Annotated in this window: 21 protein-coding genes; 13 read left to right on the top strand and 8 right to left on the bottom strand. The window is 73.2% G+C overall.

Annotated features, from left to right (window positions below):
* Positions 1–9 precede the first annotated feature (9 nt).
* Positions 10–327, bottom strand: a complete 318-nt coding sequence (locus AB0J71_RS01685) for a rhodanese-like domain-containing protein (RefSeq protein WP_352323684.1) — start codon at positions 325–327, stop codon at positions 10–12.
* A gap of 37 nt (positions 328–364) precedes the next feature.
* Between AB0J71_RS01685 and AB0J71_RS01680 the strand changes: the two genes are divergently transcribed.
* On the top strand, positions 365–1003 hold the full coding sequence (locus AB0J71_RS01680) for a TetR/AcrR family transcriptional regulator (RefSeq protein ID WP_352323683.1): 639 nt from the start codon (positions 365–367) through the stop codon (positions 1001–1003).
* A gap of 14 nt (positions 1004–1017) precedes the next feature.
* On the opposite strand, the gene AB0J71_RS01675 is transcribed toward AB0J71_RS01680, so the two are convergent.
* The 3 genes from AB0J71_RS01675 to AB0J71_RS01665 are packed head-to-tail and all read right to left on the bottom strand — an operon-like array spanning position 1018 to position 3811.
* Positions 1018–1821, bottom strand: coding sequence for an ABC transporter ATP-binding protein (locus AB0J71_RS01675; protein WP_352323682.1), 804 nt, complete (start codon positions 1819–1821; stop codon positions 1018–1020).
* The gene (locus AB0J71_RS01670; RefSeq protein WP_364411960.1) at positions 1821–2828 is read right to left on the bottom strand and encodes an iron chelate uptake ABC transporter family permease subunit; all 1008 of its coding nucleotides are present in this window, start codon (positions 2826–2828) and stop codon (positions 1821–1823) included. Before AB0J71_RS01670 ends, AB0J71_RS01675 begins: the two co-directional genes overlap by 1 nt.
* Positions 2825–3811, bottom strand: coding sequence for an iron chelate uptake ABC transporter family permease subunit (locus AB0J71_RS01665; protein WP_364390775.1), 987 nt, complete (start codon positions 3809–3811; stop codon positions 2825–2827). Before AB0J71_RS01665 ends, AB0J71_RS01670 begins: the two co-directional genes overlap by 4 nt.
* A 251-nt stretch (positions 3812–4062) precedes the next feature.
* Here AB0J71_RS01665 and AB0J71_RS01660 point away from each other — a divergent pair, with 251 nt between their 5' ends.
* Positions 4063–5121, top strand: coding sequence for an ABC transporter substrate-binding protein (locus tag AB0J71_RS01660; protein ID WP_364411957.1), 1059 nt, complete (start codon positions 4063–4065; stop codon positions 5119–5121).
* Here the strand turns inward: AB0J71_RS01660 and AB0J71_RS01655 are convergent.
* Both AB0J71_RS01655 and AB0J71_RS01650 read right to left on the bottom strand, forming a co-directional pair.
* Positions 5115–7532, bottom strand: a complete 2418-nt coding sequence (locus AB0J71_RS01655; RefSeq protein ID WP_352323677.1) for a helicase-associated domain-containing protein — start codon at positions 7530–7532, stop codon at positions 5115–5117. The genes AB0J71_RS01660 and AB0J71_RS01655 overlap by 7 nt on opposite strands.
* A gap of 77 nt (positions 7533–7609) precedes the next feature.
* Positions 7610–8104 (bottom strand): ATP-binding protein, encoded by a 495-nt coding sequence (locus AB0J71_RS01650; RefSeq protein ID WP_352323676.1) that lies wholly within the window; start codon positions 8102–8104, stop codon positions 7610–7612.
* A gap of 232 nt (positions 8105–8336) precedes the next feature.
* Here AB0J71_RS01650 and AB0J71_RS01645 point away from each other — a divergent pair, with 232 nt between their 5' ends.
* From AB0J71_RS01645 to AB0J71_RS01625, 5 genes are all read left to right on the top strand, one after another.
* A complete protein-coding gene (locus tag AB0J71_RS01645; RefSeq protein WP_352323686.1) occupies positions 8337–9158 on the top strand; it encodes a helix-turn-helix transcriptional regulator in 822 nt (273 codons plus the stop codon).
* A complete protein-coding gene (locus AB0J71_RS01640) occupies positions 9159–9395 on the top strand; it encodes a DUF397 domain-containing protein (RefSeq protein WP_352323675.1) in 237 nt (78 codons plus the stop codon). It begins immediately after the preceding gene.
* A 100-nt stretch (positions 9396–9495) separates the two neighbouring features.
* Positions 9496–9735 carry a hypothetical protein gene (locus tag AB0J71_RS01635; RefSeq protein WP_352323674.1) on the top strand — a complete coding sequence of 80 codons (240 nt, stop codon included), beginning with the start codon at positions 9496–9498 and terminating at the stop codon, positions 9733–9735.
* A 43-nt stretch (positions 9736–9778) separates the two neighbouring features.
* Entirely contained in the window at positions 9779–10522 is a 744-nt protein-coding gene (locus tag AB0J71_RS01630; protein WP_364411954.1) for a hypothetical protein, read from the top strand.
* 35 nt (positions 10523–10557) lie between these two features.
* On the top strand, positions 10558–11355 hold the full coding sequence (locus AB0J71_RS01625) for a maleylpyruvate isomerase family mycothiol-dependent enzyme (RefSeq protein WP_364411951.1): 798 nt from the start codon (positions 10558–10560) through the stop codon (positions 11353–11355).
* 10 nt (positions 11356–11365) lie between these two features.
* On the opposite strand, the gene AB0J71_RS01620 is transcribed toward AB0J71_RS01625, so the two are convergent.
* Entirely contained in the window at positions 11366–11950 is a 585-nt protein-coding gene (locus tag AB0J71_RS01620; RefSeq protein ID WP_352323671.1) for a histidine phosphatase family protein, read from the bottom strand.
* Positions 11943–12869, bottom strand: a complete 927-nt coding sequence (locus AB0J71_RS01615) for a TIGR03621 family F420-dependent LLM class oxidoreductase (protein WP_352323670.1) — start codon at positions 12867–12869, stop codon at positions 11943–11945. Before AB0J71_RS01615 ends, AB0J71_RS01620 begins: the two co-directional genes overlap by 8 nt.
* Before the next feature lie 59 nt (positions 12870–12928).
* On the opposite strand from AB0J71_RS01615, the gene AB0J71_RS01610 reads away from it, so the two are divergent.
* From AB0J71_RS01610 to AB0J71_RS01585, 6 genes are all read left to right on the top strand, one after another.
* The gene (locus AB0J71_RS01610) at positions 12929–13696 is read left to right on the top strand and encodes a phytanoyl-CoA dioxygenase family protein (RefSeq protein WP_352323669.1); all 768 of its coding nucleotides are present in this window, start codon (positions 12929–12931) and stop codon (positions 13694–13696) included.
* Positions 13681–14637, top strand: a complete 957-nt coding sequence (locus AB0J71_RS01605; RefSeq protein WP_364411948.1) for a phosphotriesterase-related protein — start codon at positions 13681–13683, stop codon at positions 14635–14637. Before AB0J71_RS01610 ends, AB0J71_RS01605 begins: the two co-directional genes overlap by 16 nt.
* Positions 14634–15851, top strand: a complete 1218-nt coding sequence (locus AB0J71_RS01600; RefSeq protein ID WP_364390766.1) for a cytochrome P450 — start codon at positions 14634–14636, stop codon at positions 15849–15851. Before AB0J71_RS01605 ends, AB0J71_RS01600 begins: the two co-directional genes overlap by 4 nt.
* Positions 15848–16684, top strand: a complete 837-nt coding sequence (locus AB0J71_RS01595) for an SDR family oxidoreductase (protein ID WP_352323666.1) — start codon at positions 15848–15850, stop codon at positions 16682–16684. The genes AB0J71_RS01600 and AB0J71_RS01595 overlap by 4 nt, the downstream gene beginning before the upstream one ends.
* A 12-nt stretch (positions 16685–16696) precedes the next feature.
* Positions 16697–17614, top strand: a complete 918-nt coding sequence (locus tag AB0J71_RS01590; RefSeq protein ID WP_364411945.1) for a Gfo/Idh/MocA family oxidoreductase — start codon at positions 16697–16699, stop codon at positions 17612–17614.
* 237 nt (positions 17615–17851) lie between these two features.
* A complete protein-coding gene (locus AB0J71_RS01585) occupies positions 17852–18817 on the top strand; it encodes an ABC transporter substrate-binding protein (RefSeq protein ID WP_364411942.1) in 966 nt (321 codons plus the stop codon).
* Position 18818 lies beyond the last annotated feature (1 nt).

Raw genomic sequence — 18818 nt, 5'->3', positions numbered from 1 at the left:
GTACGACCGTCACAGGGACGACTCGACCGGCAGGCCGGCCCCCACCCAGTCCTCGATGCCCTCGACGTACCGGCGCACGTCGGTGTAGCCGAGCGCGGTCAGCCGGTTGGCCACGGCCTTGCTGTTGCCGCAGGCGGGGTTGGAGCAGTAGGTGACGATGGTGGCGTCCTTGTCGGGCAGCAGCTCGGCGGCGCGCTCGGCGACCTCGCTCTCCACCAGGGCGACGGCCCCGGGCAGGTGCTGCTGGGCGTAGTAGGAGCCGCCGAGCGTGTCGAGCACGGTCACGCTGCCCAGACGGGCGTGCAGCTCCTCGCGGGTGATGGTCATTGTGGCCTCCAAGCGAAAGGGACTAAAGTCCGGATGTGTGAATGGCCAGGAACCTAACGGACCGCAGTCCGGTTCGTCAAGCGAGCCGCTGGAGCTGCTGACCGGCAAACCGGTCAGGGAACGCGCGGACGCGGCGCGCAACAGGGAGAAGGTGCTCGCGGCCGCCGCGCGGCTGTTCGCCGAGAAGGGCGTGGAGGCGGTGTCGATGGACGCGGTCGCCGCCGCGGCGGGCGTCGGCAAGGGCACGCTGTTCCGCAGGTTCGGCGACAAGTCGGGGCTGGCGGTGGCGCTGCTCGACGCCCGCGAGCGCGACCTGCAACAACGCGTGTTGTCCGGGCCGCCGCCCGTCGGCCCCGGCGCTCCGGCCGCCGAGCGCCTGACCGCCTTCACGGCCGCCTACCTCGACTACCTCTACGCCCACCTCGACCTGGTGCGGATGTCGGAGACGGCCAGCCCGGGGGCCCGCTACCGCATCGGCGCCTACCGCTTCTGGCACCGCCACATCGCGATCCTGCTGGCCGAGGCGCGGCCCGGCGCCGACGCCGACGTGCTGGCCCACACGCTGCTGGCCGCGATGGGCGCGGAGGCGGCCGGGGTGCTGCGCGAGGAGTACGGCCGCGAGCGCGCGACCGCGGGCATCACGGCCCTGGCCGCCGCCCTCGTCCAGCCGGTCTAGCCCAAGTTGTTGGCTCAGGCTGGAGCGGTCACCCGCCGCCGTGCCTCCGGCACGATCATCGGCGTGCCCGACTGCGGGTCCTGGATGATCTCGCACCGCAGGTCGAACACCCGGTGGACCAGCTCGGGCGTGACGATCTCGGCCGGCACGCCCTCGGCCACGACCTCGCCGGCCCGCATGACGATCAGGTGGGTGGCGTACCGGCACGCCTGGTTGAGGTCGTGCAGCACGGCGACCATGGTCCGGCCGGCCTCGTGCAGGTCGGCGCAGAGGTCGAGCACCTCGATCTGGTGGGAGATGTCCAGGAACGTGGTGGGCTCGTCCAGCAGCAGGATCGGCGTCTCCTGGGCCAGGGCCATGGCCAGCCACACCCGCTGCCGCTGCCCGCCGGACAGCTCGTCCACGATCCGGTCGGCCAGCCCGGCGACGTCGGTCGCGCGCATGGCCTCGGCCACGGCCGCCTCGTCGGCCCTCGACCACTGGCGCATGAGCCGCTGGTGCGGGTAGCGGCCGCGGGCCACCAGGTCGGCCACACTGATCCCGTCGGGCACGATCGAGCTCTGCGGCAGCAGGCCCAGCCGCCGCGCCACCTCCTTCGACGGCAGCGCGGTGATCAGGCTGCCGTCCAGGTGCACGGCGCCCTTCCTGGGCCTGAGCATCCTGGCCAGCGCGCGCAGCAGCGTGGACTTGCCGCACGCGTTCGGGCCGATGATCACGGTGAAGGACTCGTCCGGGATCGCCACGCTGAGCTCGGTGGCCACGACCCGCTGGTCGTAGGCGAGGGTGAGGCTGGTGCCCGACAGTCGGTGGTCGGCCATCAGTGACGGTCCTTTCGCAGAAGCAGGGCGAGGTACGTGCCGCCGACGGCGGCGGTGACCACCCCGACGGGCAGCTGGGTCGGCGCGAGCAACCGCTGGGCGACCAGGTCGGAGGCGGTGAGCAGCACCGCGCCCATGAGCGCCGAGGCGCCCAGCGTGACGCCGGGGGAGCGGGTCAGCCGGCGGGCGATCTGCGGCGCGGCCAGCGCGACGAAGACGACGGGCCCGGCCGCGGCGGTGGCCACGCCGGTCAGCAGCACCCCGGCCGTGACGGCGGCGGCCCGTACGGTCTCGACCTTGACGCCCATGGCCCTGGCCGCGTCGTCGCCCATCTCGATCATCCGCATCGGCCGCGCCACCAGCGCGCACACCGGCAGCAGGACGGCCAGCGCCACCGCGACCGGGATCGCGTGGTCCCACCCGCGCCCGGCGAGGCTGCCGGTCAGCCACGCGCCCGCGGTGGCCGCGTCGTTGATGTTGGCCCTGGTCAGCAGGTAGTTGTTGACCGCCAGCAGCAGCGTGTTGGCGCCGATGCCGACCAGCACCAGCCGGTAGCCCTGCACGCCGCGCCGGAAGGCCAGCGCGTAGACCAGGACGGCGGTGACCACGCAGCCGGCCAGCGCGCCGCCCGCGATCGTCATGGCCGAGCCGCCCGCGACGACGGCCAGGATGCCGCCCGCCGAGGCGCCGGCGGTGAAGCCGATGAAGTCGGGGCTGCCCAGCGGGTTCTTGGTCAGGCTCTGGAAGATCGCGCCGCCCGCCCCGAACGCCGCCCCCACCAGCAGCCCGGTGACCACGCGGGGGGCCCGCAGCTTGCTCACGATCAGCTCGGCGACCGGCGTGCCCTGGCCGAACAGGGCGTCCAGGACGTCGGGCACGGAGACGGTGAACTCGCCGGTGGCGATCGCCGCCACGCCCACCCCGCAGCCGACCGCCACGAGGGCGGCGCAGACGAGCAGGGACCGGGGCGCGAGCCGTACGGACCAGGGGCCGAGACGTACGGTCACAGCGCCGCCACCCGCCTGCGCCGGGCCAGCAGGATGAAGATCGGCGCGCCGATCACCGCCCACACGATGCCCACCTGCACCTCTCCCGGCCGCGCGATCAGCCGCCCGACGACGTCGGCGCCCAGCAGCAGCACCGGCGCGGCCAGCGCCGAGTACGGCAGCACCCACCGCTGGTCGCCGCCCACCAGCGCGCGCACGGCGTGCGGCACGACCAGCCCGACGAACCACAGCGGCCCGGCGGCGGCGGTCGCGGCCCCGCACAGCAGCGTGACGGCCACGCCGGTGAGCACGCGCGTCCTGCCGACCGCGACGCCCAGCGAGCGCCCGGCGTCGTCGCCGAGCGAGAGCATGTTGAGCGGCCTGGCCAGCGTCAGCCCGAGCGCCAGCCCCGCCGCCATGAACGGCGCCAGCCGCGCCAGCGTGTCAGCGTTCTGCCCGGCCAGCGAGCCGGTCAGCCAGAACCGCATCCGGTCGAAGGTCTGCGCGTCCATGCGCAGGATCGCCGAGGCGACGGCCGTGAACACCATGCCGAGCGCGACGCCGGCCAGCGCCAGGCGTACCGGGCCGGCGCCGGAGCGGCCCGCCGCGGCCAGCGCGTAGACGACGACGGAGGCCACCGCGGCGCCGCCGAAGGCGAACCAGACGTACACGGCGGGGTCGGAGAGGCCGAACAGGCCGAGCGCGAGCGTGACGCCGAGCGCGGCGCCCTCGTTGATGCCGAGCAGCCCGGGGTCGGCCAGCGGGTTGCGGGTCAGGCTCTGGATGAGCGCCCCCGCCAGGCCCAGCGTCGCGCCGACGCCGATGCCGAGCAGCGTGCGCGGGATGCGCAGCTCGCGGATGACGACGTGGTCGCTGGAGCCGTCCGGGGCGAGCAGCGCGTCGATCACCGTCGAGAGCGGCACCGACCGCGCCCCGAGCGCCACGCTCGCCATCGCCACCAGCGCCAGCACCCCCGCGGTCACGACCAGCCCGCTCACCAGCACGGACGCGGACCGCCGCGGCCGCGGCCCCTCCCCGGTGGCCGGCGCGGGACCGGATCGGTGGGGTTGCGGCTCTTCCCCGGTGCCCGGCGCGGGACCGGATCGGTGTTCCGCGGTGGCCGCCGGACGCCCGCCGGCGGGCTCAGCCGTGTCCTCAGCCGGGCGCACCCGACCCCCTCTCGTAGCGGTCAAAACTTAGGCAAGGCTAATCTAATGTCTCCGTAAGAAGGCAAGCCTAACCTTAGGAGATGGACATGTCGGGACCGGTACTCGCGCGCAGAGGCTTCCTGGCCGCCACGGCAGGGCTCGCGGCGGCCCTGACACTGTCGGCCTGCGGCGGCGGCACCCGGGCGGCCGGCGACGGCGGCGCCACCGCCTCCGCCGCGCCCGCCGCCTCCGCCGCGCCCGCCGCCTCCGCCGCGCCCGCCGCCTCCGCCGCGCGCGGCTGGACGTTCACCGACGACCGCGACAAGAAGCTGGACCTGCCCGAGCGCCCGTCCCGGGTGGTGGCCCAGGTGGGCGCCGCCGCCGCGCTGTGGGACTTCGGCGTGCGCCCGGTCGCCGTCTTCGGCCCGCACAAGCTCGCCGACGGATCCAGGGACCCGCAGGTCGGCAACGTCGACATCGCCAAGGTCGAGGGCCTGGGCAACGTCTGGGACGAGTTCAACGTCGAGAAGTACATCTCCCTCCAGCCCGACCTCCTGGTCAGCAGCATGTACGTCAAGGGCGACCTGTGGTACGTGCCGGCGAAGTCGAAGGAGACCATCGAGCAGGTCGCCCCCACCGCCGGCGTCATGCTCACCGGCCGCAGCGCCACCCAGGTGATCGGCAGGTACGAGGAGCTGGCCCGGTCACTCGGCGCCGACCTCCGGGGCGTGCCCGAGGCCAAGGCCCGCATGGAGGCCGCGACCAGGGAACTGGCCGCCTTCAAGGACCTCAAGATCCTCATGATGTCCGGCGGCGCCGACGCCATGTGGGTCGTCAACCCGCCCGAGTACCCCGACATCGTGCATCTCACCGAGAACGGCCTGAACATCGTCAAGCCCGCGAAGGTGGACGACGGCGGCTTCTTCCAGACCCTGAGCTGGGAGAACGCCGACACCTACGACGCCGACGTGATCCTCTACGACACCCGCACCCAGTCGCTCAAGCCCGAGGAGATGCTGAAGAAGCCCACCTTCGCCAAGCTCCCGGCGGTCAAGGCGGGCCAGTTCTACCCCTGGCGCGCCGAGGCCCCCTTCAGCTACCAGGGCTACGCCGCGTTCCTGGAGGAGCTGGTGTCGAACCTGAAGAAGGCCAAGAAGCTTCAGTAGGCCCCGCGCACCTCGACGATCTCGGCGAGCGGGAACTCCAGGTAGTCGCCCGCCTCCTCGCACCAGGCGTCGAGCGCCCCGCCGCGCAGCTCGCCGTGGCTGATCGTGGCGGTCAGGCCGTCGGCCAGCGTGATGCCGGCGCGCACCCCACGGTCGACGACGAAGCCGAGCAACGACTGCTGGGCGGTCGGCAGCCTGGTGGCCATCCTGCCGATGACCGCCCAGGTGCGGCCGTGCTTGCCGGAGTCGTCCCGGCCGGCCTCGACCAGGCGGCGGGCGTGCTCGTGCGGGTCGGGGGCCGGCTCGGCGATCACGTACGGCGGGTGCGGCTCCGAGCCGGGCGTGAACTCCGACAGCTCGGCCACCTGCCCGCCGGGCAGCAGGATCAGCTTGCCGTTGTGCGGCTCCTCGGCCCTGGCCCGGTGGATGGTGATCTCGCCGGTGTCGGAGACGGGCACGGGGGAGTAGCCGTTCTCGCGCAGGGCGGCCAGCGTGCGCTCGGCCGGGGCCGCGCTGATCAGCACCGTGGGGGCCAGCAGCCGCAGGCCCAGCCGGGCCAGCCGCCGGTGCCCGGCGATCTCGGCGAGCAGCGCGGTGTCACCGGCCTGCACGACGCAGCCGACCGTGGAGACCGTCACCTCGCCGTGCCGGCGCGCGGTGTCGCGCACCAGGTACTCCAGGGGCTGCGGGATCGTGCCGACCGTGGCCAGTTCGTCGAGCAGCTCGTCGGCGTCGTAGCCGTGGTCGAGCGCGCCGCGCACGCTCTCGGTGGTGAAACGCCACACCGAGGCCGCGCCGCGCGACTCGCGCTCGGCCACCCGGTCGAGCAGCGCCGCCAGCTCGGCCGACGGCGGCCCGGTCACCACCGCGGTGAGGTCGGGCCCGAACAGCGCGCTCCTGCGCACGCTGGCCAGCGCCCTGATGGACGCCTCGGCCAGCACCGGATCGTGCTCGACCTGCGGGACGGCGTCGTCGTTCTCGTCGCCGGGGTCGGCGGTCAGCCCGGCCAGGGCGCGCCCGAGGTCGGTGAGCGCGCCGTTGGCCAGCAGGCCGAGCAGCGTGGCCTCCTCCAGCACGGCCGGCGCGCACTCGGCCAGCAGCGCCTGGTCGAGCAGCGGGGCGTGCCAGTGGACGTTGCGCACGAGGCTGTCGCGGTCGGCGAAGGCGGTGCCGGCCGGCAGATGGGCCAGCGCGGCCAGCACGGCCCTGCGCACCCTGGCCACCGCGCTGCCCGACGGGTCGTCGCCGAGCACGGTGGCGTACTTGCCGTCGACCTTGCGCAGGGACGAACGCTCCATCCGCCACCACGCCGACAGCAGCACCCGCAGCCGGGCCGAGCCCTCGTCCAGCCGCCAGCGGTCGAACCGCTCGGTGGGGATCATGCCGCCCGACTGCTCGTCCCAGGCCAGCAGCCTGGCCACCGCGCAGACCTCCAGCAGCAGGCGGGTCTCGTCCTCGTCGCAGCCGGTCTCCTTGGCGACCCTGCGGACCTCGCGCACGCCCACGCCGCCGGTCTTGAGCAGCGGCAGCGGGGTCTTGGAGGTGTTGTCGAGCAGGGCCGCGCAGCGCTCGACCACGTGCGGCGCGGCCAGCGTCATCAGGTGGTCGACCTCCTCGGGGTCGACCGGGATCGAGGCCACCTCGGGCGCCTCGGGCTGGAACGGCGGATGGTAGCCGGGGCCGCGCAGGCACAGCGCCACCTCGCGGGGGATCTCGGCGACGTGCCAGCTCGGGCGGAACAGCAGGCCGTGGTCGGCGCACCACTTCTCCGGCGTGCCGGGGGTGACGAACCGGCCGCCGTCGACGTCGCGGGCGGGGCCGTCCCAGGCGAGGCGGCCGAGCAGCGCGAGCGTGCCGTCGGGGGCGGTGGCCGTCAGCCGGTCGAGGCGGCCGGGGTCGGACAGCAGCTCGATGACGCGGGCGATCGTGCGCCGCTTGTTGCCGTGGGCGGGCAGGCCGAGCACGCGGGCCAGGGCGCGCAGGGCGTCGTTGCTGATCGTCCAGGAGTTGAGGTAGTGCTCCAGCGGCTCGCCCAGGCCGAGCGGCGCCGCCCACCAGCGGGCCACGCCCTCGGCCAGATGGATCACGCCTTCGTCGTCGGGCCAGGCCAGCGCGTGGTCGTACAGATGGTCGAGCCAGGGCTCCACCGTCTCGCCCGGGACGCCGAGGAAGGCGGCCAGCCCCTCCGGCGTCGGCCGGGTCATGGTCAGGCCCGCCTCGGCCAGTTGCAGGGCGGGCAGCGGCAGCCCGCGCATGGCCTCCATGACGGCGAAGCCGTTGCCCAGGCGCTGGGCCAGCGTGTCGAGCCTGCGGGGCCAGGGCGGCGCGATGGCGTCGGGCCTGTTGGCCAGGATGCGGGCAAGCCGGTTTTCGTCTAGTGTGCGCAGCCAGCCGAGCAGGTGATCTTCCATCTGTCAGCACTCTCATGGGGTCGCGTGGGACTCACCGTGAGCCATGACCATCCACGGTAGTGCAGAGCACCCCTCCGTCAGGAGAGGACTGCCCAGACGATCTTGCCGTGGGGCGCGAGTGCCGACCACCCCCAGCGGAGGCTGAGTGATTCGACGATGTGGAGACCCAGGCCGCCGGTGTCAAGGGGGCCAGGGTATCGCAGCACGGGCACCGAGGTGCCGGGATCGGTGAACGCGCTGGTGACGAGCGAGCCGCGGCGCACCAGGGACATGTGGACCGGGCGCTGGCAGTGGGGCTCGTCGAGGCGCAGGCCGTGGCGCAGGGCGTTGGTGGCGAGCTCGGAGACCACCAGTTCCATGTTCTCGGCCAGCTCGCCGAGCCCCCAGCCGGACAGGGTCCCCGTGGTGAAGCTGCGAGCGGAGTGGACCGAGGAGGCGGTGGGCGGGAGCACGTACGTGGCGCTCGCGGACGGGCCGGTCACCAGGAGATCGCGAGCCGCCTCCGGCCACCAGCCGACGGGCGGCCACCAGTCGAACGTGGTCCACTGGCCGGGCGCCGTGGTGGATTGCACGTGATCATTCTGCGGCAATCTCTCATGCAGGTGCAAGAGCGAATGCACGTGCAGACAACTCGTGCAAGCGCTACGGTTCTCCTCAAGTGGTCAATATGGGGGAAAGGGGATCTTGTCCGCGGCCCATGATCTTTCGGCCGCCAAGTGACAGACTGTGTCTTCAAGGAAACGACACAAGGAGCAGCACGTGTCCATTGATCCGCCCGGCTCCGGCTCGACCGTTCGGCGCATCATGCTGGGTGCGAGCCTCAGGCGCCTGCGCGAGGCCTCCGGTCTCGACCGCGGCCAGGCCGGGTTCCACATCCGGGCGTCCGAGTCCAAGATCAGCCGGATGGAGCTCGGGCGTGTCGGGTTCAAGACACGTGACGTGGAGGACCTGCTCACCCTGTACGGCGTCGTCGACGATGCCGAACGCCGTGCCCTGCTGGAGATGGTCCGCGAGGCCAACACCCCCGGGTGGTGGCACAAGTACTCCGCCGAGCTGCCCTCGTGGTTCACGACGTACGTGGGCCTGGAGGAGGCCGCGAGCGTGATCCGTACCTATGAGGTGCAGTTCGTGCCCGGCCTGCTGCAGACGGCCTCGTACGCGCGATCGGTCTTCCAGCTCGGCAACCCCGACGCGAGTCCGGACAAGATCGAGCGCCGCGTGCACATGCGCATGCAGCGCCAGGAGCGCTTCACCCAGAAGGACGGCCCCAAGCTGTGGGCCGTCATCGACGAGGCGGCGCTCAAGCGGACCATCGGCGGGCGAGAGGTCATGTCCGAGCAGCTCCAGCATCTGCTGGAAGTCGCCGCCCTGCCCAACATCACCCTCCAGGTGATGCCCTTCAGGTTCGGCAAACACGCCGCCGAGGGGGGCGCGTTCAGCATCTTGCGGTTTCCCGAGTCCGATTTGTCGGACGTTGTCTACGTCGAGCAGCTCTGGGGTGCCCTGTACCTGGACAAACGTGAGGACATCGACCCGTACCTCACCGCCATGGAGCAACTGTGCGTGGAAAGCACCACGCCAGGGGGCACCGTCGAGCTCATCGGCGGTCTTCTCAGAAAGATGTAGATGAACCACACCTACAACGGCATGCCCGCGGCCGACCTCACCCAGGTCGCCTGGCGCAAGAGCCGCTACAGCAACTCGCAGGGCAACTGCGTGGAGCTCGCGGAGCTTCCCGACGGAGGGATCGCGGTCCGCAACTCGCGCTTCCCCGACGGTCCTGCTCTCATCTATACCCGTGACGAGATCCGGGCCCTGGTGCTCGGCGCGAAGGACGGGGAGTTCGACGGCCTTCTCGTGTAACAGCCTGTTCACCTCCGGCGCGCTCCCTTAACGGGGGCGCGCCGGAGGCGTAACCGGCGGGGAATTTCCGCAGGTCAGGATGTCGTACATGCTCGACCGGATGAATCTGTACCCGATCGCCGACGACGTGCTGCTCGCGCCGGGCGGCAAGGTCGTGGTCCGCACGTACGGCGTGGCGCCCGCGGGCGCCGCCATCTCCTACCGCACCTGGGTGACCGGCCTGCGCGACCAGCCGCGCTACTGGCACTGGGGCCACTTCGAGGACGCCGCCTCCGGGCACCGCCGGGTGCTGGAGTGGCTGACCGGCAGGGGGCCGCGGCCTTCCCAGGCGCTGACCTGATCGCTATCCTCATGCCAAGCAAATGCTTGGTAGAGGAGGCGTGGTGCGGCGCGCGATCCACCTGCTCGAAGAGGTCGACTTCCGGCCGATGAACTCCAGGCGGCCGCTGGAGTACCTGACCTGGCTGACCCGCTACAAACGCGAGGACGAGAGCCGCGCCGAGCCCGCCCTGACCACCGGCATGTCCATCAGGTCGCGCGACATCGACCTCGTCGGCGCCTTCTACGCCGTGGGCATCACCGGCCACCCGCAGTTCAAGGCCGTCACGCTGTGGGACTGTCACGGCGGGTGGGACGGCGGCTGGCGCCAGATGATGGACATCTACCAGGGCGTGGACCAGCGCCTGTTCCTGTCGGACATCGACGACCTGCGCTTCTCCGCCTTCTCCAGGCCGCTCGGCGCCGCGCCGGGCTGCCCGCCGCTCGCCGCGGCCCCCGCCGCCGAGTTCTACCTCTTCGAGAGCGCCCGCGTCCGCCCCGGGGCCGCGCTGGACTACCTGGAGGCCGTCCGCGCCGAGCGCGCCCCGCTGCTGGCCGAGCACGGCCACACCCTGACCGGCCTGTACGAGGTGCTGTTCTGCGACACCGAGGCCGTCACCATGTGGGCCGTCTCGCTGGACGACCACCTGGCCACCCAGCGGGCCCGCGACGCCGCGCTCGGGCTCGACGACGAGGTCGCGCCCGACTCCCGGCTGCTCGACTGGGGCAGGCGGGCCCGCGGCTACCTCGAAGGCCCCTGGCGCGAGACCCTGCTCGCGCCGTTTCCCGGCAGCCGTCTGGCGCGGTGACCGCGGCCGGGTTAGCGTCGGCTGCGGAGGCAGCCATGACGGACCCGTACCTCTACGGCGGCCCGCCGCCGGGGCTGCGCGCGGCCGTGTTGTCGGGGGCCCGCCGCCGGCGCGCGCCCGCCGCCGGTGGCGTGGCGTCCGTGACCGTGCCGTACGCCGAGCAGGTGGCGCTCATGGACGACCTGCTCGCCGAGCTGAGCCCGGCCCAGTGGGACACGCCGATCGCCCGGCACGGCACGGTCCGCGACCTGGTCGGGCACCTGACCGCCAACGACGCCACCGTGGCCGCCTTCATGGGGCTGCCCGGCGCGGGCGCGGCCCCGGAGCACCGGCGCTGGCGGGAGCAGGCCGGGGCGTTGCTGGACCGGCTCTCCAGGGCCGGCGAGGTGCTGCTGGGGGTGGAGGTGGCGCTGGCGGGGGTGCGCCCGGCCCGCGCGCCGCTGCGCCAGGCCCTGATCCAGCGCACGTTCGAGACCTGGACGCACGCCGACGACATCAGGGCCGCGACCGGCCGCCCGCCCGCGCCGCCGCGTGCCGGGCACGTGCGCCTGATCGCCGGGTTCGGCCTGGCGCTGCTGCCCCGGGCGCTGCGCGGGCCGCGCCCCGACGTCTCGGTCACCGTCGTGCTGACCGGGCCCGGTGGCGGCACGTGGACGGTCCCGCTCTCGCGCACCCCGGGCGCGGACGCCGGGGTGATCTCGGCCGGCGCGGTGGACTTCTGCCGGCTGGTGGCCGGCCGGTGGCCCCCGGACGCCTTCCCGCACGCGTCGGAGGGCGACCGGCAGCTCACGCGCGATCTGATCCGCGCCGCCGCCACCCTGGGCTGCGACTGACGAGCCCCCCTCAGGCGACCGGTGAGTTCCAGCTCAGCAGCACCGGTTCGGCGTGCTCGAAGCCGAGCCGGGAGTAGGTGCCGGTGTCGAGCCGCAGCAGCCGGCCGTCCGCCGGGTCGAGGCCGAGCCAGCGGGCGGCCAGCACGCGCAGGAAATGGCCGTGGGCCACCAGCACGACCCGCCCCTCGGCCCCGCGGGCCCGCTCGATCACCCGGTCGGCGCGCGCGGCCACCTCGGCGGCGCTCTCGCCGGGATGCTCGGCGTCGCCGGGGATCACGCCGTCACGCCACAGGTACCAGCCGGGCCGGGTCTTCCTGATGTCCGGCGTGGTGATGCCCTCGTAGCCGCCGTAGTCCCACTCCCACAGGTCGGGGTCGACCTCGTAGTCCGTCAAACCGGCCAGCTCCGCCGTACGGCGGGCCCGCTGCGCGGGGGAGACCAGCGCCAGCCCGAACGCGGACGCCTTGACCAGCGGCGCCAGCGCCCTGGCCTGGTCCTCCCCCTCGGGCGTCAAGGGCAGGTCGGTACGGCCGGTGTGCCGGCCTGCCGTGCTCCATTCGGTGGCTCCGTGCCTCAGCAACAACATCTCATCCATGAGGTCCATCATCCGGCAGAGCCGCCAGCTCCTCGACGACCGGGGTGAAGGCGGCCAGGTCGCGCTCGTGGTGCAGCACGAAGTAGGAGACGCCGTGCGCGTCGCGCCAGTGGCGCAGCTGGTCCGCGATGTCGCGGCGGGTGCCGAGCAGCACCTGCGGCGTGTCGCCGAGCCGGGAGCTGTCGGCGGCGCTCCACGACTCCTCCGGCTTGCGCTCGCCCACCTGCATCACGCTGGTGCCGATCTCCAGCAGGTGGTGGCGGGGGCTGCGCCGCAGCAGCGCCAGCTTGGCGAGGAACGCCTCCGGCCCGGCGTCGCGCGGGTCGGGGCCGGTGCCGTCCGGTTTGACGCGGGTGCCGAGGTTGACGATGTCGGCGTGCTCGGCGGCCAGGGCCAGCATGCGGGGGCCGCCGCCGCCCAGCAGGATCGGCGGGCGCGGGCGCTGCACCGGCCGGGGCTCCTGCTCCAGCCCGGCCAGGCGGTAGTGCGCGCCCTCGTAGGTCAGCGGGCCGCCGTCCCACAGGCCCTTGATCACTTCCAGGGCCTCGCGCAGCCGGTCGAGGCGCACGCCGGGCGGGTCGAGCCGCAGCCCGGCCCCTCCGTAGTCGTCGGCCATCCAGCCGGTGCCGAGGCCCAGCTCCAGGCGTCCGCCGGAGAGCAGGTCCAGGGTGGCGGCCTCCTTGGCCAGCACGGCCGGGTGCCGGAAGTCGTTGGCGAACACCAGCGTGCCGACGCGCAGCCGGGTGGTGGCGCAGGCCGCCGCCGTCAGCGCCGCGAGGGGCGCGAAGCGCGGGCCGACCAGGTGGTCGGGCACCAGCAGCACGTCGAAGCCGGACGCCTCCAGCCGCCTGGCCCGCTCGGCCCACTCCTTGCCGGACCGCGCCCCGCGCAGCACCGCACCGAACCTGAACCCTCGCACGGCATCCTCCTCGACCCGAATCTTACCAAGCGCTTGCTTGGAGTGGCACACTGGTGGCCATGGAGATCCCGGTACGCCAGGCGACCGACGACGAGGTGGCGTTCTTCGGCGAGCACGGCTGGGTCCGCCTGGACCGGCTGGTCGCCCCGGACACGGTCGGCGAGCTGCGCGAACGGGCCCGCGAGCGCCTGCGGTCGCGCGGCCGGGCCGCGGACACGCCGGTCGACCGGGCCTTCGGCCAGTCCCGCGACGTCGCCGCCGAGGACGAGCTGTTCGGCGCGCTGAGCACCAGCCCGGCCATGGGCCGCAACGCCGTCCGGCTGCTGGGCGGGGTGCGGGCCGTGCGCGTGCAGGTCACCAACCTGCTGGTCAAGGAGCCGGGCGAGCACGGCGCCACCGAGTTCCACCAGGACTTCCCGTGGATGCCCATGGACCGCTCGGCCATGCTGACGGTGTGGCTGGCGCTGGCCGACGTGCCCGCCGACATGGGGGCGCTGCGCTTCTACAGCGGCTCCCACCGCTACGGCCTGCTCGGGCGCAGCTTCACCCGCGCCGGGGACGACCAGCTCAGCCAGCATCCCTGGCTCGCGCAGCTGGAGCTGTCGCCGCCGCTCGACCTGCGGGCCGGGGACGCCACCGTGCACCACGCGCTCACCGTGCACGGCGCGCCCGCCAACCGCCGCGACGCCGCCCGCCTGTCGTTCACCGTCACCTACTTCGACGCCGACGCCCTCTACACCGGGCTGCCGTACCGGCAGACCGACGGGCTCGGCCTGGAGGTCAACCGGCCCTTCGAGCACGAGAGGTTCCCGTGCCTGAGACCGTGAGGGGGCCGGTCGCCGACCTCGGGGCGACGCTGATGCACGAGCACGTGTTCGGGCTCAGCCCGGAGATCCTGTGGAACTGGCCGGACGTCCCCGAGGGCTGGGACCTGGAGCGGCGGGCGCGGGAGGCGGCGGCCAAGCTCGACGCGCTCAAGGCCGAGGGGATCGACACGATCGTCGACCTGACCGTCGTCGGGCTCGGCCGGTACGTCCCGGCCGTCCAGCGGGTGGCCGAGCTGACGTCGGTGAACATCGTGGCCGCCACCGGGCTCTACACCTACGACGCGCTGCCGCCGTACTTCGGCAACCGGGGGCCGGGGTCGCTGTTCGGCGGCCCGGACCGGCTGGCCGAGTTCTTCGTCCGCGACCTCACCGAGGGGATCGGGCGGACCGGGGTGAAGGCGGCCATGCTGAAATGCGCCTCCGACCACCTCGGCATGACCAAGGGGTGCGAGCGGGTGTTCCGGGCCGTGGCCGAGGCCCATCTGGCCACCGGCGCGCCGATCACCACGCACTCGCACAGCGCCTCCAGGGGCGGGCTGGAGCAGCAGCGGCTGCTCGGCTCGCTCGGCGTGGACCTGGAACGGGTGGTGATCGGGCACGCGGGCGACTCGACGGACCTGGTGTACCTGGAGGAGCTGGTGGCCGGCGGCTCCTACCTGGGCATGGACCGGTTCGGCATCGAGACGATCAGCTCGTTCGAGGACCGGGTGGCGGTGGTGGCGGCGATGTGCGAACGCGGCCACGCCGGAAAAATGGTTCTAGGTCATGATTCGTACTGTTTCAATGACCGGTTCGATCCCGACGTCGTACGGCGTCGCCACCCGAACTACCACCTCCTGCACATCTCCCGCGACGTCGTGCCCGAACTGCGCAGCCGCGGCGTCACCGGCGACCAGCTCCACCAGATGCTCGTCGACAACCCCAGGAGGATCCTGCGATGACCTCTGCGACGACCCCCGCCTCGGCGCAGGACTTCGACGTCGCCGCCGACTGGCACGTCGCCGCGCCGTACGACTTCCTGCGCCGCCTGCGCTCCGGGCGGCCGGTGTTCCGCAGCGAGCACCTGGACGCGTACGTGCTGACCCGCCACGCCGACGTGCGCGCCGCGTACGGCGACCCGGCCCGCTTCTCCTCCGAGGGGTCGCTGACGATCTCCCGCAGCCTCACCCCGCAGACCCGCGCCAGGCTGGGCGAGCACGGCTCGTTCCTGTCCAGCTTCGTGGCCAACGTGGACCCGCCCGACCACACCCGCCTGCGCCGCTCGGTCTCCCGGGCCTTCACGCCGCGGGCCGTCGCCGCCATGGAGGAGCGCTTCCGGCGGCTGAACGAGGACGTCCTCGACCGGGTCGCGCCGAGGGGCCGGGCCGACTTCGTCGCCGAGATCGGGCACGAGCCGTCGGTCAAGCTGACCGCCCGCTTCATCGGCGTGCCCGCGGCCGACGAGGCGTTCGTGCAGGCGCACGTCAAGGACTGGTTCCTGCTGTTCCTGTCGCCGCAGCCGCCGGCCCGCCAGCTCGAGCTGGCCGACAGCTTCCTGGCCTACCTCGACTACGTCGACCGCCTGGTGGCCGCCCGCGCCAAGGAGCCGCGGGACGACTTCACGTCCCTGATGACCTCGCTGATCGGCGACGAGCTGAGCCATCGGGAGGTCGTCGAGCTGATCTCCACGATCCTGCTCGGGGGCAACGACACCGTCCCCAACCAGCTCGGCAACAGCGTGCTGCGGCTGCTGCGCGAGGACGCCTGGCCGGTGCCGCCGGCCCTGATCCCCGGGGCGGTCGAGGAGTGCATGCGGATCGACGGCGCCTCGCTGGGCTCCTTCCGGCACGCCGTCCAGGACGTCGTGCTGCACGGCGTGACGATCCCGGCGGGCTCGCTCGTCCTGCTGTCCACCGACTCGGCCGGGCACGACGAGACCGTCTTCCCCGACCCGGAGCGGTTCGTGATCGACCGTCCCAACGCCGCCGACCACCTGGTCTTCGGGTACGGCATCCACTTCTGCGTCGGGGCGGCGCTCGGCCGCCTGCAGCTGCGCACCGCGCTCGACGTCCTCGGGCGCCGCCTGCCCGGCCTGCGGCTCGCCCCTGACGCGCCCGTCGCCTACCGCAGGTCGCTGGTCGGGCGCGGGCTGAGCGCGCTGGAGGTGGAGTGGTGACCGCGGATCCCCCCGGCGCGGGGCCCGGCGGGCGGTCCGAGGGGCGGTTCGGCGGGCGGGTGGCGCTGGTGACGGGCGCGGGGTCCGGCATCGGCGCGGCGTGCGCGGCCCGGCTGGCCGCCGAGGGCGCCCGGGTGGGCGTGCTCGACCTGCGCGCCGCCCCCGCCCGGGCCACCGCCGCCGCCGTACGCGCCCGGGGCGGCGCCGCCATGGCGCTGACCTGCGACGTGTCGGACGAGAAGCAGGTGGAGGAGTCGGTGGCCGCGCTGGTGGCCGCCTTCGGCCGGGTGGACGTGCTGCACTCCAACGCCGCCTGCCTCGACCGCGACGTCTACGGCCGCGACCGCGACCTGACCGCCATGGACGCCGCCGTCTGGGACCGCACGATGGAGGTCAACCTGCGGGGCGCGATGCTGCTGGTCAAGCACGTCGTCCCGGTGATGCGCGACGGCGGCGCGATCGTCCTGACGTCCTCGGTGTCGGGCCTGACCGGCGACGTGGACCATGCCGCGTACGGCACCTCGAAGGCGGCCCTGGTCGGCTTCACCCGTTACGTCGCCACCATGTACGGCGCCCGCGGCATCCGCTGCAACGCCGTCGCCCCCGCCCTGGTCATGACCGCCGCCGCCGAGCGCGCCCTCACCCCGGAGCAGCTCGCCGACAAGGCCGCCGAACGCCTCCTGCCCTGGCCCTGCGCCCCCGAGGACGTGGCCGACCTGGTCGGCTTCCTGGCCTCGGCCGAGTCCCGCTGCATCACCGGCCAGACCATCGCCCTCGACGGCGGCACCCTCGTCCACCGCCCGGAACACGCCATCCACCGCTCCCGCGCCTGACCGGAGGGGCCGATGGACGGGAGACCGGACGGGGGATCTAAGGTCTGGAGAAAAGCGGACTTAGGGGGACGGATGGAGCCGGTCGCGGTCGGGTTGATCGGGGCAGGGCCCTGGGCTGAGATGGCGCACGCGCCGATGCTGGCCAAAGGCCCCCACACCCGGCTGGCCGGCGTCTGGGCCCGCCGCCCCGAGCAGGCCGCCAGGCTCGGCGCCCCCGTGTACGAGCGGGTCGAGGAGCTGTTCGACGCCTGCGAGGCCGTGGCGTTCTGCGTGCCGCCCGGCGTGCAGGCCGAGCTGGCCGTCCGCGCCGCCCACGCGGGCAAGGCGCTGCTGCTGGAGAAGCCGCTCGCCGACTCCGTCGAGGGGGCCATGCGGGTGGCCGAGGCCGTGGCGGAGACGGGCGTGCCCTCGCAGATGATGCTCACCATGCGCTACGCCACCCCGACCCGCACGTTCCTGGCCCGCTGCGCCGAGATCCAGCCGTTCGGCGGGCACGCCGCCAACATCTCCGGCGCGCTGCTCGGCGGCAACCCGTTCGCCACCCCGTGGCGGCTGGAGCGCGGCGCCCTGCTGGACGTCGGCCCGCACGTGATCGACCTGCTCGACGCCGCGCTCGGCCCGGTCGTCGGCGTGCGCGCGCACGGCAACCCGCTGGGCTGGACCGGCCTGCTGCTGGAGCACGAGGGCGGCGCGGTCAGCGAGGCGTCCCTGTGCATGGCGGCCGTCGGCGACCTGCCGCCCTCGACCTTCGAGGTGTACGGCAGGACCGGCAACGCCGTCCTGCTGCCCGGCGACGAGGACCCCTTCGAGGTTGTGGCCGAGGAGTTCGCCCAGACCGTCCGGCGCGGCGGCGGCCACCCGCTGGACGCGGCGCACGGCCTGCGCCTCCAGGAGATCATCGCCGCCGCGGAGGCGCAGCTCGCCGCCTGACCCGGGGCCTTCGCGCGTCTGCCCCCGAGACCCCTTGACGTCGAGGACGTCTGGGGCATTGATAACGTTTGTCCGACGCGCAGTGCTGCAGCGAAGTCCGGTGCGATTCCGGCGCTGTCCCGCAACTGTCATAGCCAGGTCGCCTGCCTCTGCGCCGACGTCATCAACCCTCGTGGAAAAGGGTGATCCGTCGCTCATCGCGGGTCTCTCGGTTCCGACAGTGTGAAAGGACTACTCGTGAGGCCCGTACGCACGGCCTTCGCGGGCGCGCTGCTGGGAACGCTCGTCCTGGCCGGATGTGGCCAGACCGGCGCCAACGTCGCCCCCTCGAACTCCCCCGACAGCCCCCCTCCCACCACCGCGGCTGCGGGCGCCGGGGACTTCCCGGTCACCGTCGAGGCGGGCAACGGCAAGGTCACCCTCGCCAAGAAGCCCGAACGCATCGTCTCGCTCTCGGCCACTCACACCGAGACGCTGTTCGCGGTCGGCGCCGGCCCCCAGGTCGTCGCGGTGGACGACCAGTCGAACTACCCGCCGGAGGCGCCCAAGAGCGACCTGTCCGGCTTCAAGCCGAACGTCGAGGCGATCATCGCCAAGAAGCCCGACCTGGTCATCCTCTCCAACGACCAGGACAAGATCGTCGCCGAGCTGGCCAAGGTGAACGTGCCCGTCCTGCTCGAACCGGCCGCGACCGGGCTGGAGGAGGCGTACGAGGAGATCACTGAGATCGGCGCGGCCACCGGCAACAAGGCCAAGGCCGACGAGGTCGTCTCCGGCATGAAGGCGGCCATGGCCAAGCTGGCCGCCGACGCCCCCAAGGACAAGAAGCTCACCTACTACCACGAGCTGGACCAGACGCCGTACGCGGCCACGTCCAAGACGTTCATCGGCCAGGTCTATGCCATGTTCGGGCTGACCAACATCGCCGACCAGGCCCCGGACGCGGCGGGCGGCTACCCCAAGCTGTCGGCCGAGTTCGTCGCCCAGGCCGACCCCGCGCTGATCTTCCTGGCCGACGTCAAGTGCTGCCAGCAGAGCAAGGAGACGCTGGTCAAGCGGCCCGGCTGGAAGAACCTGTCGGCCGTCAAGAACGACCAGGTGATCCAGCTCGACGACGACCTCGCCTCCCGCTGGGGCCCGCGCGTCGTGGACCTGGCCCAGGCGATCGGCGCGGCCGTGGCCAAGGCCGGCGGCGCGGGCTGAG

Origin of the sequence: Nonomuraea sp. NPDC049637, assembly GCF_040675235.1 — a bacterium.
In the GTDB taxonomy this organism is placed as follows: domain Bacteria; phylum Actinomycetota; class Actinomycetes; order Streptosporangiales; family Streptosporangiaceae; genus Nonomuraea.
The sequence above is the reverse complement of the archived record's forward strand: the minus strand, read 5'-3'. Positions and strand labels throughout refer to the sequence as shown.

Bases quoted from the DNA above. Each gene is read 5' to 3' on its own strand.
- AB0J71_RS01685 (WP_352323684.1), bottom strand. From the start codon at position 327: ATGACCATCACCCGCGAGGAGCTGCACGCCCGTCTGGGCAGCGTGACC.
- AB0J71_RS01675 (WP_352323682.1), bottom strand. From the start codon at position 1,821: ATGGCCGACCACCGACTGTCGGGCACCAGCCTCACCCTCGCCTACGAC.
- AB0J71_RS01660 (WP_364411957.1), top strand. From the start codon at position 4,063: ATGTCGGGACCGGTACTCGCGCGCAGAGGCTTCCTGGCCGCCACGGCA.
- AB0J71_RS01655 (WP_352323677.1), bottom strand. From the start codon at position 7,532: ATGGAAGATCACCTGCTCGGCTGGCTGCGCACACTAGACGAAAACCGG.
- AB0J71_RS01645 (WP_352323686.1), top strand. From the start codon at position 8,337: ATGCTGGGTGCGAGCCTCAGGCGCCTGCGCGAGGCCTCCGGTCTCGAC.
- AB0J71_RS01640 (WP_352323675.1), top strand. From the start codon at position 9,159: ATGAACCACACCTACAACGGCATGCCCGCGGCCGACCTCACCCAGGTC.
- AB0J71_RS01635 (WP_352323674.1), top strand. From the start codon at position 9,496: ATGAATCTGTACCCGATCGCCGACGACGTGCTGCTCGCGCCGGGCGGC.
- AB0J71_RS01625 (WP_364411951.1), top strand. From the start codon at position 10,558: ATGACGGACCCGTACCTCTACGGCGGCCCGCCGCCGGGGCTGCGCGCG.
- AB0J71_RS01620 (WP_352323671.1), bottom strand. From the start codon at position 11,950: ATGGATGAGATGTTGTTGCTGAGGCACGGAGCCACCGAATGGAGCACG.
- AB0J71_RS01610 (WP_352323669.1), top strand. From the start codon at position 12,929: ATGGAGATCCCGGTACGCCAGGCGACCGACGACGAGGTGGCGTTCTTC.
- AB0J71_RS01600 (WP_364390766.1), top strand. From the start codon at position 14,634: ATGACCTCTGCGACGACCCCCGCCTCGGCGCAGGACTTCGACGTCGCC.
- AB0J71_RS01590 (WP_364411945.1), top strand. From the start codon at position 16,697: ATGGACGGGAGACCGGACGGGGGATCTAAGGTCTGGAGAAAAGCGGAC.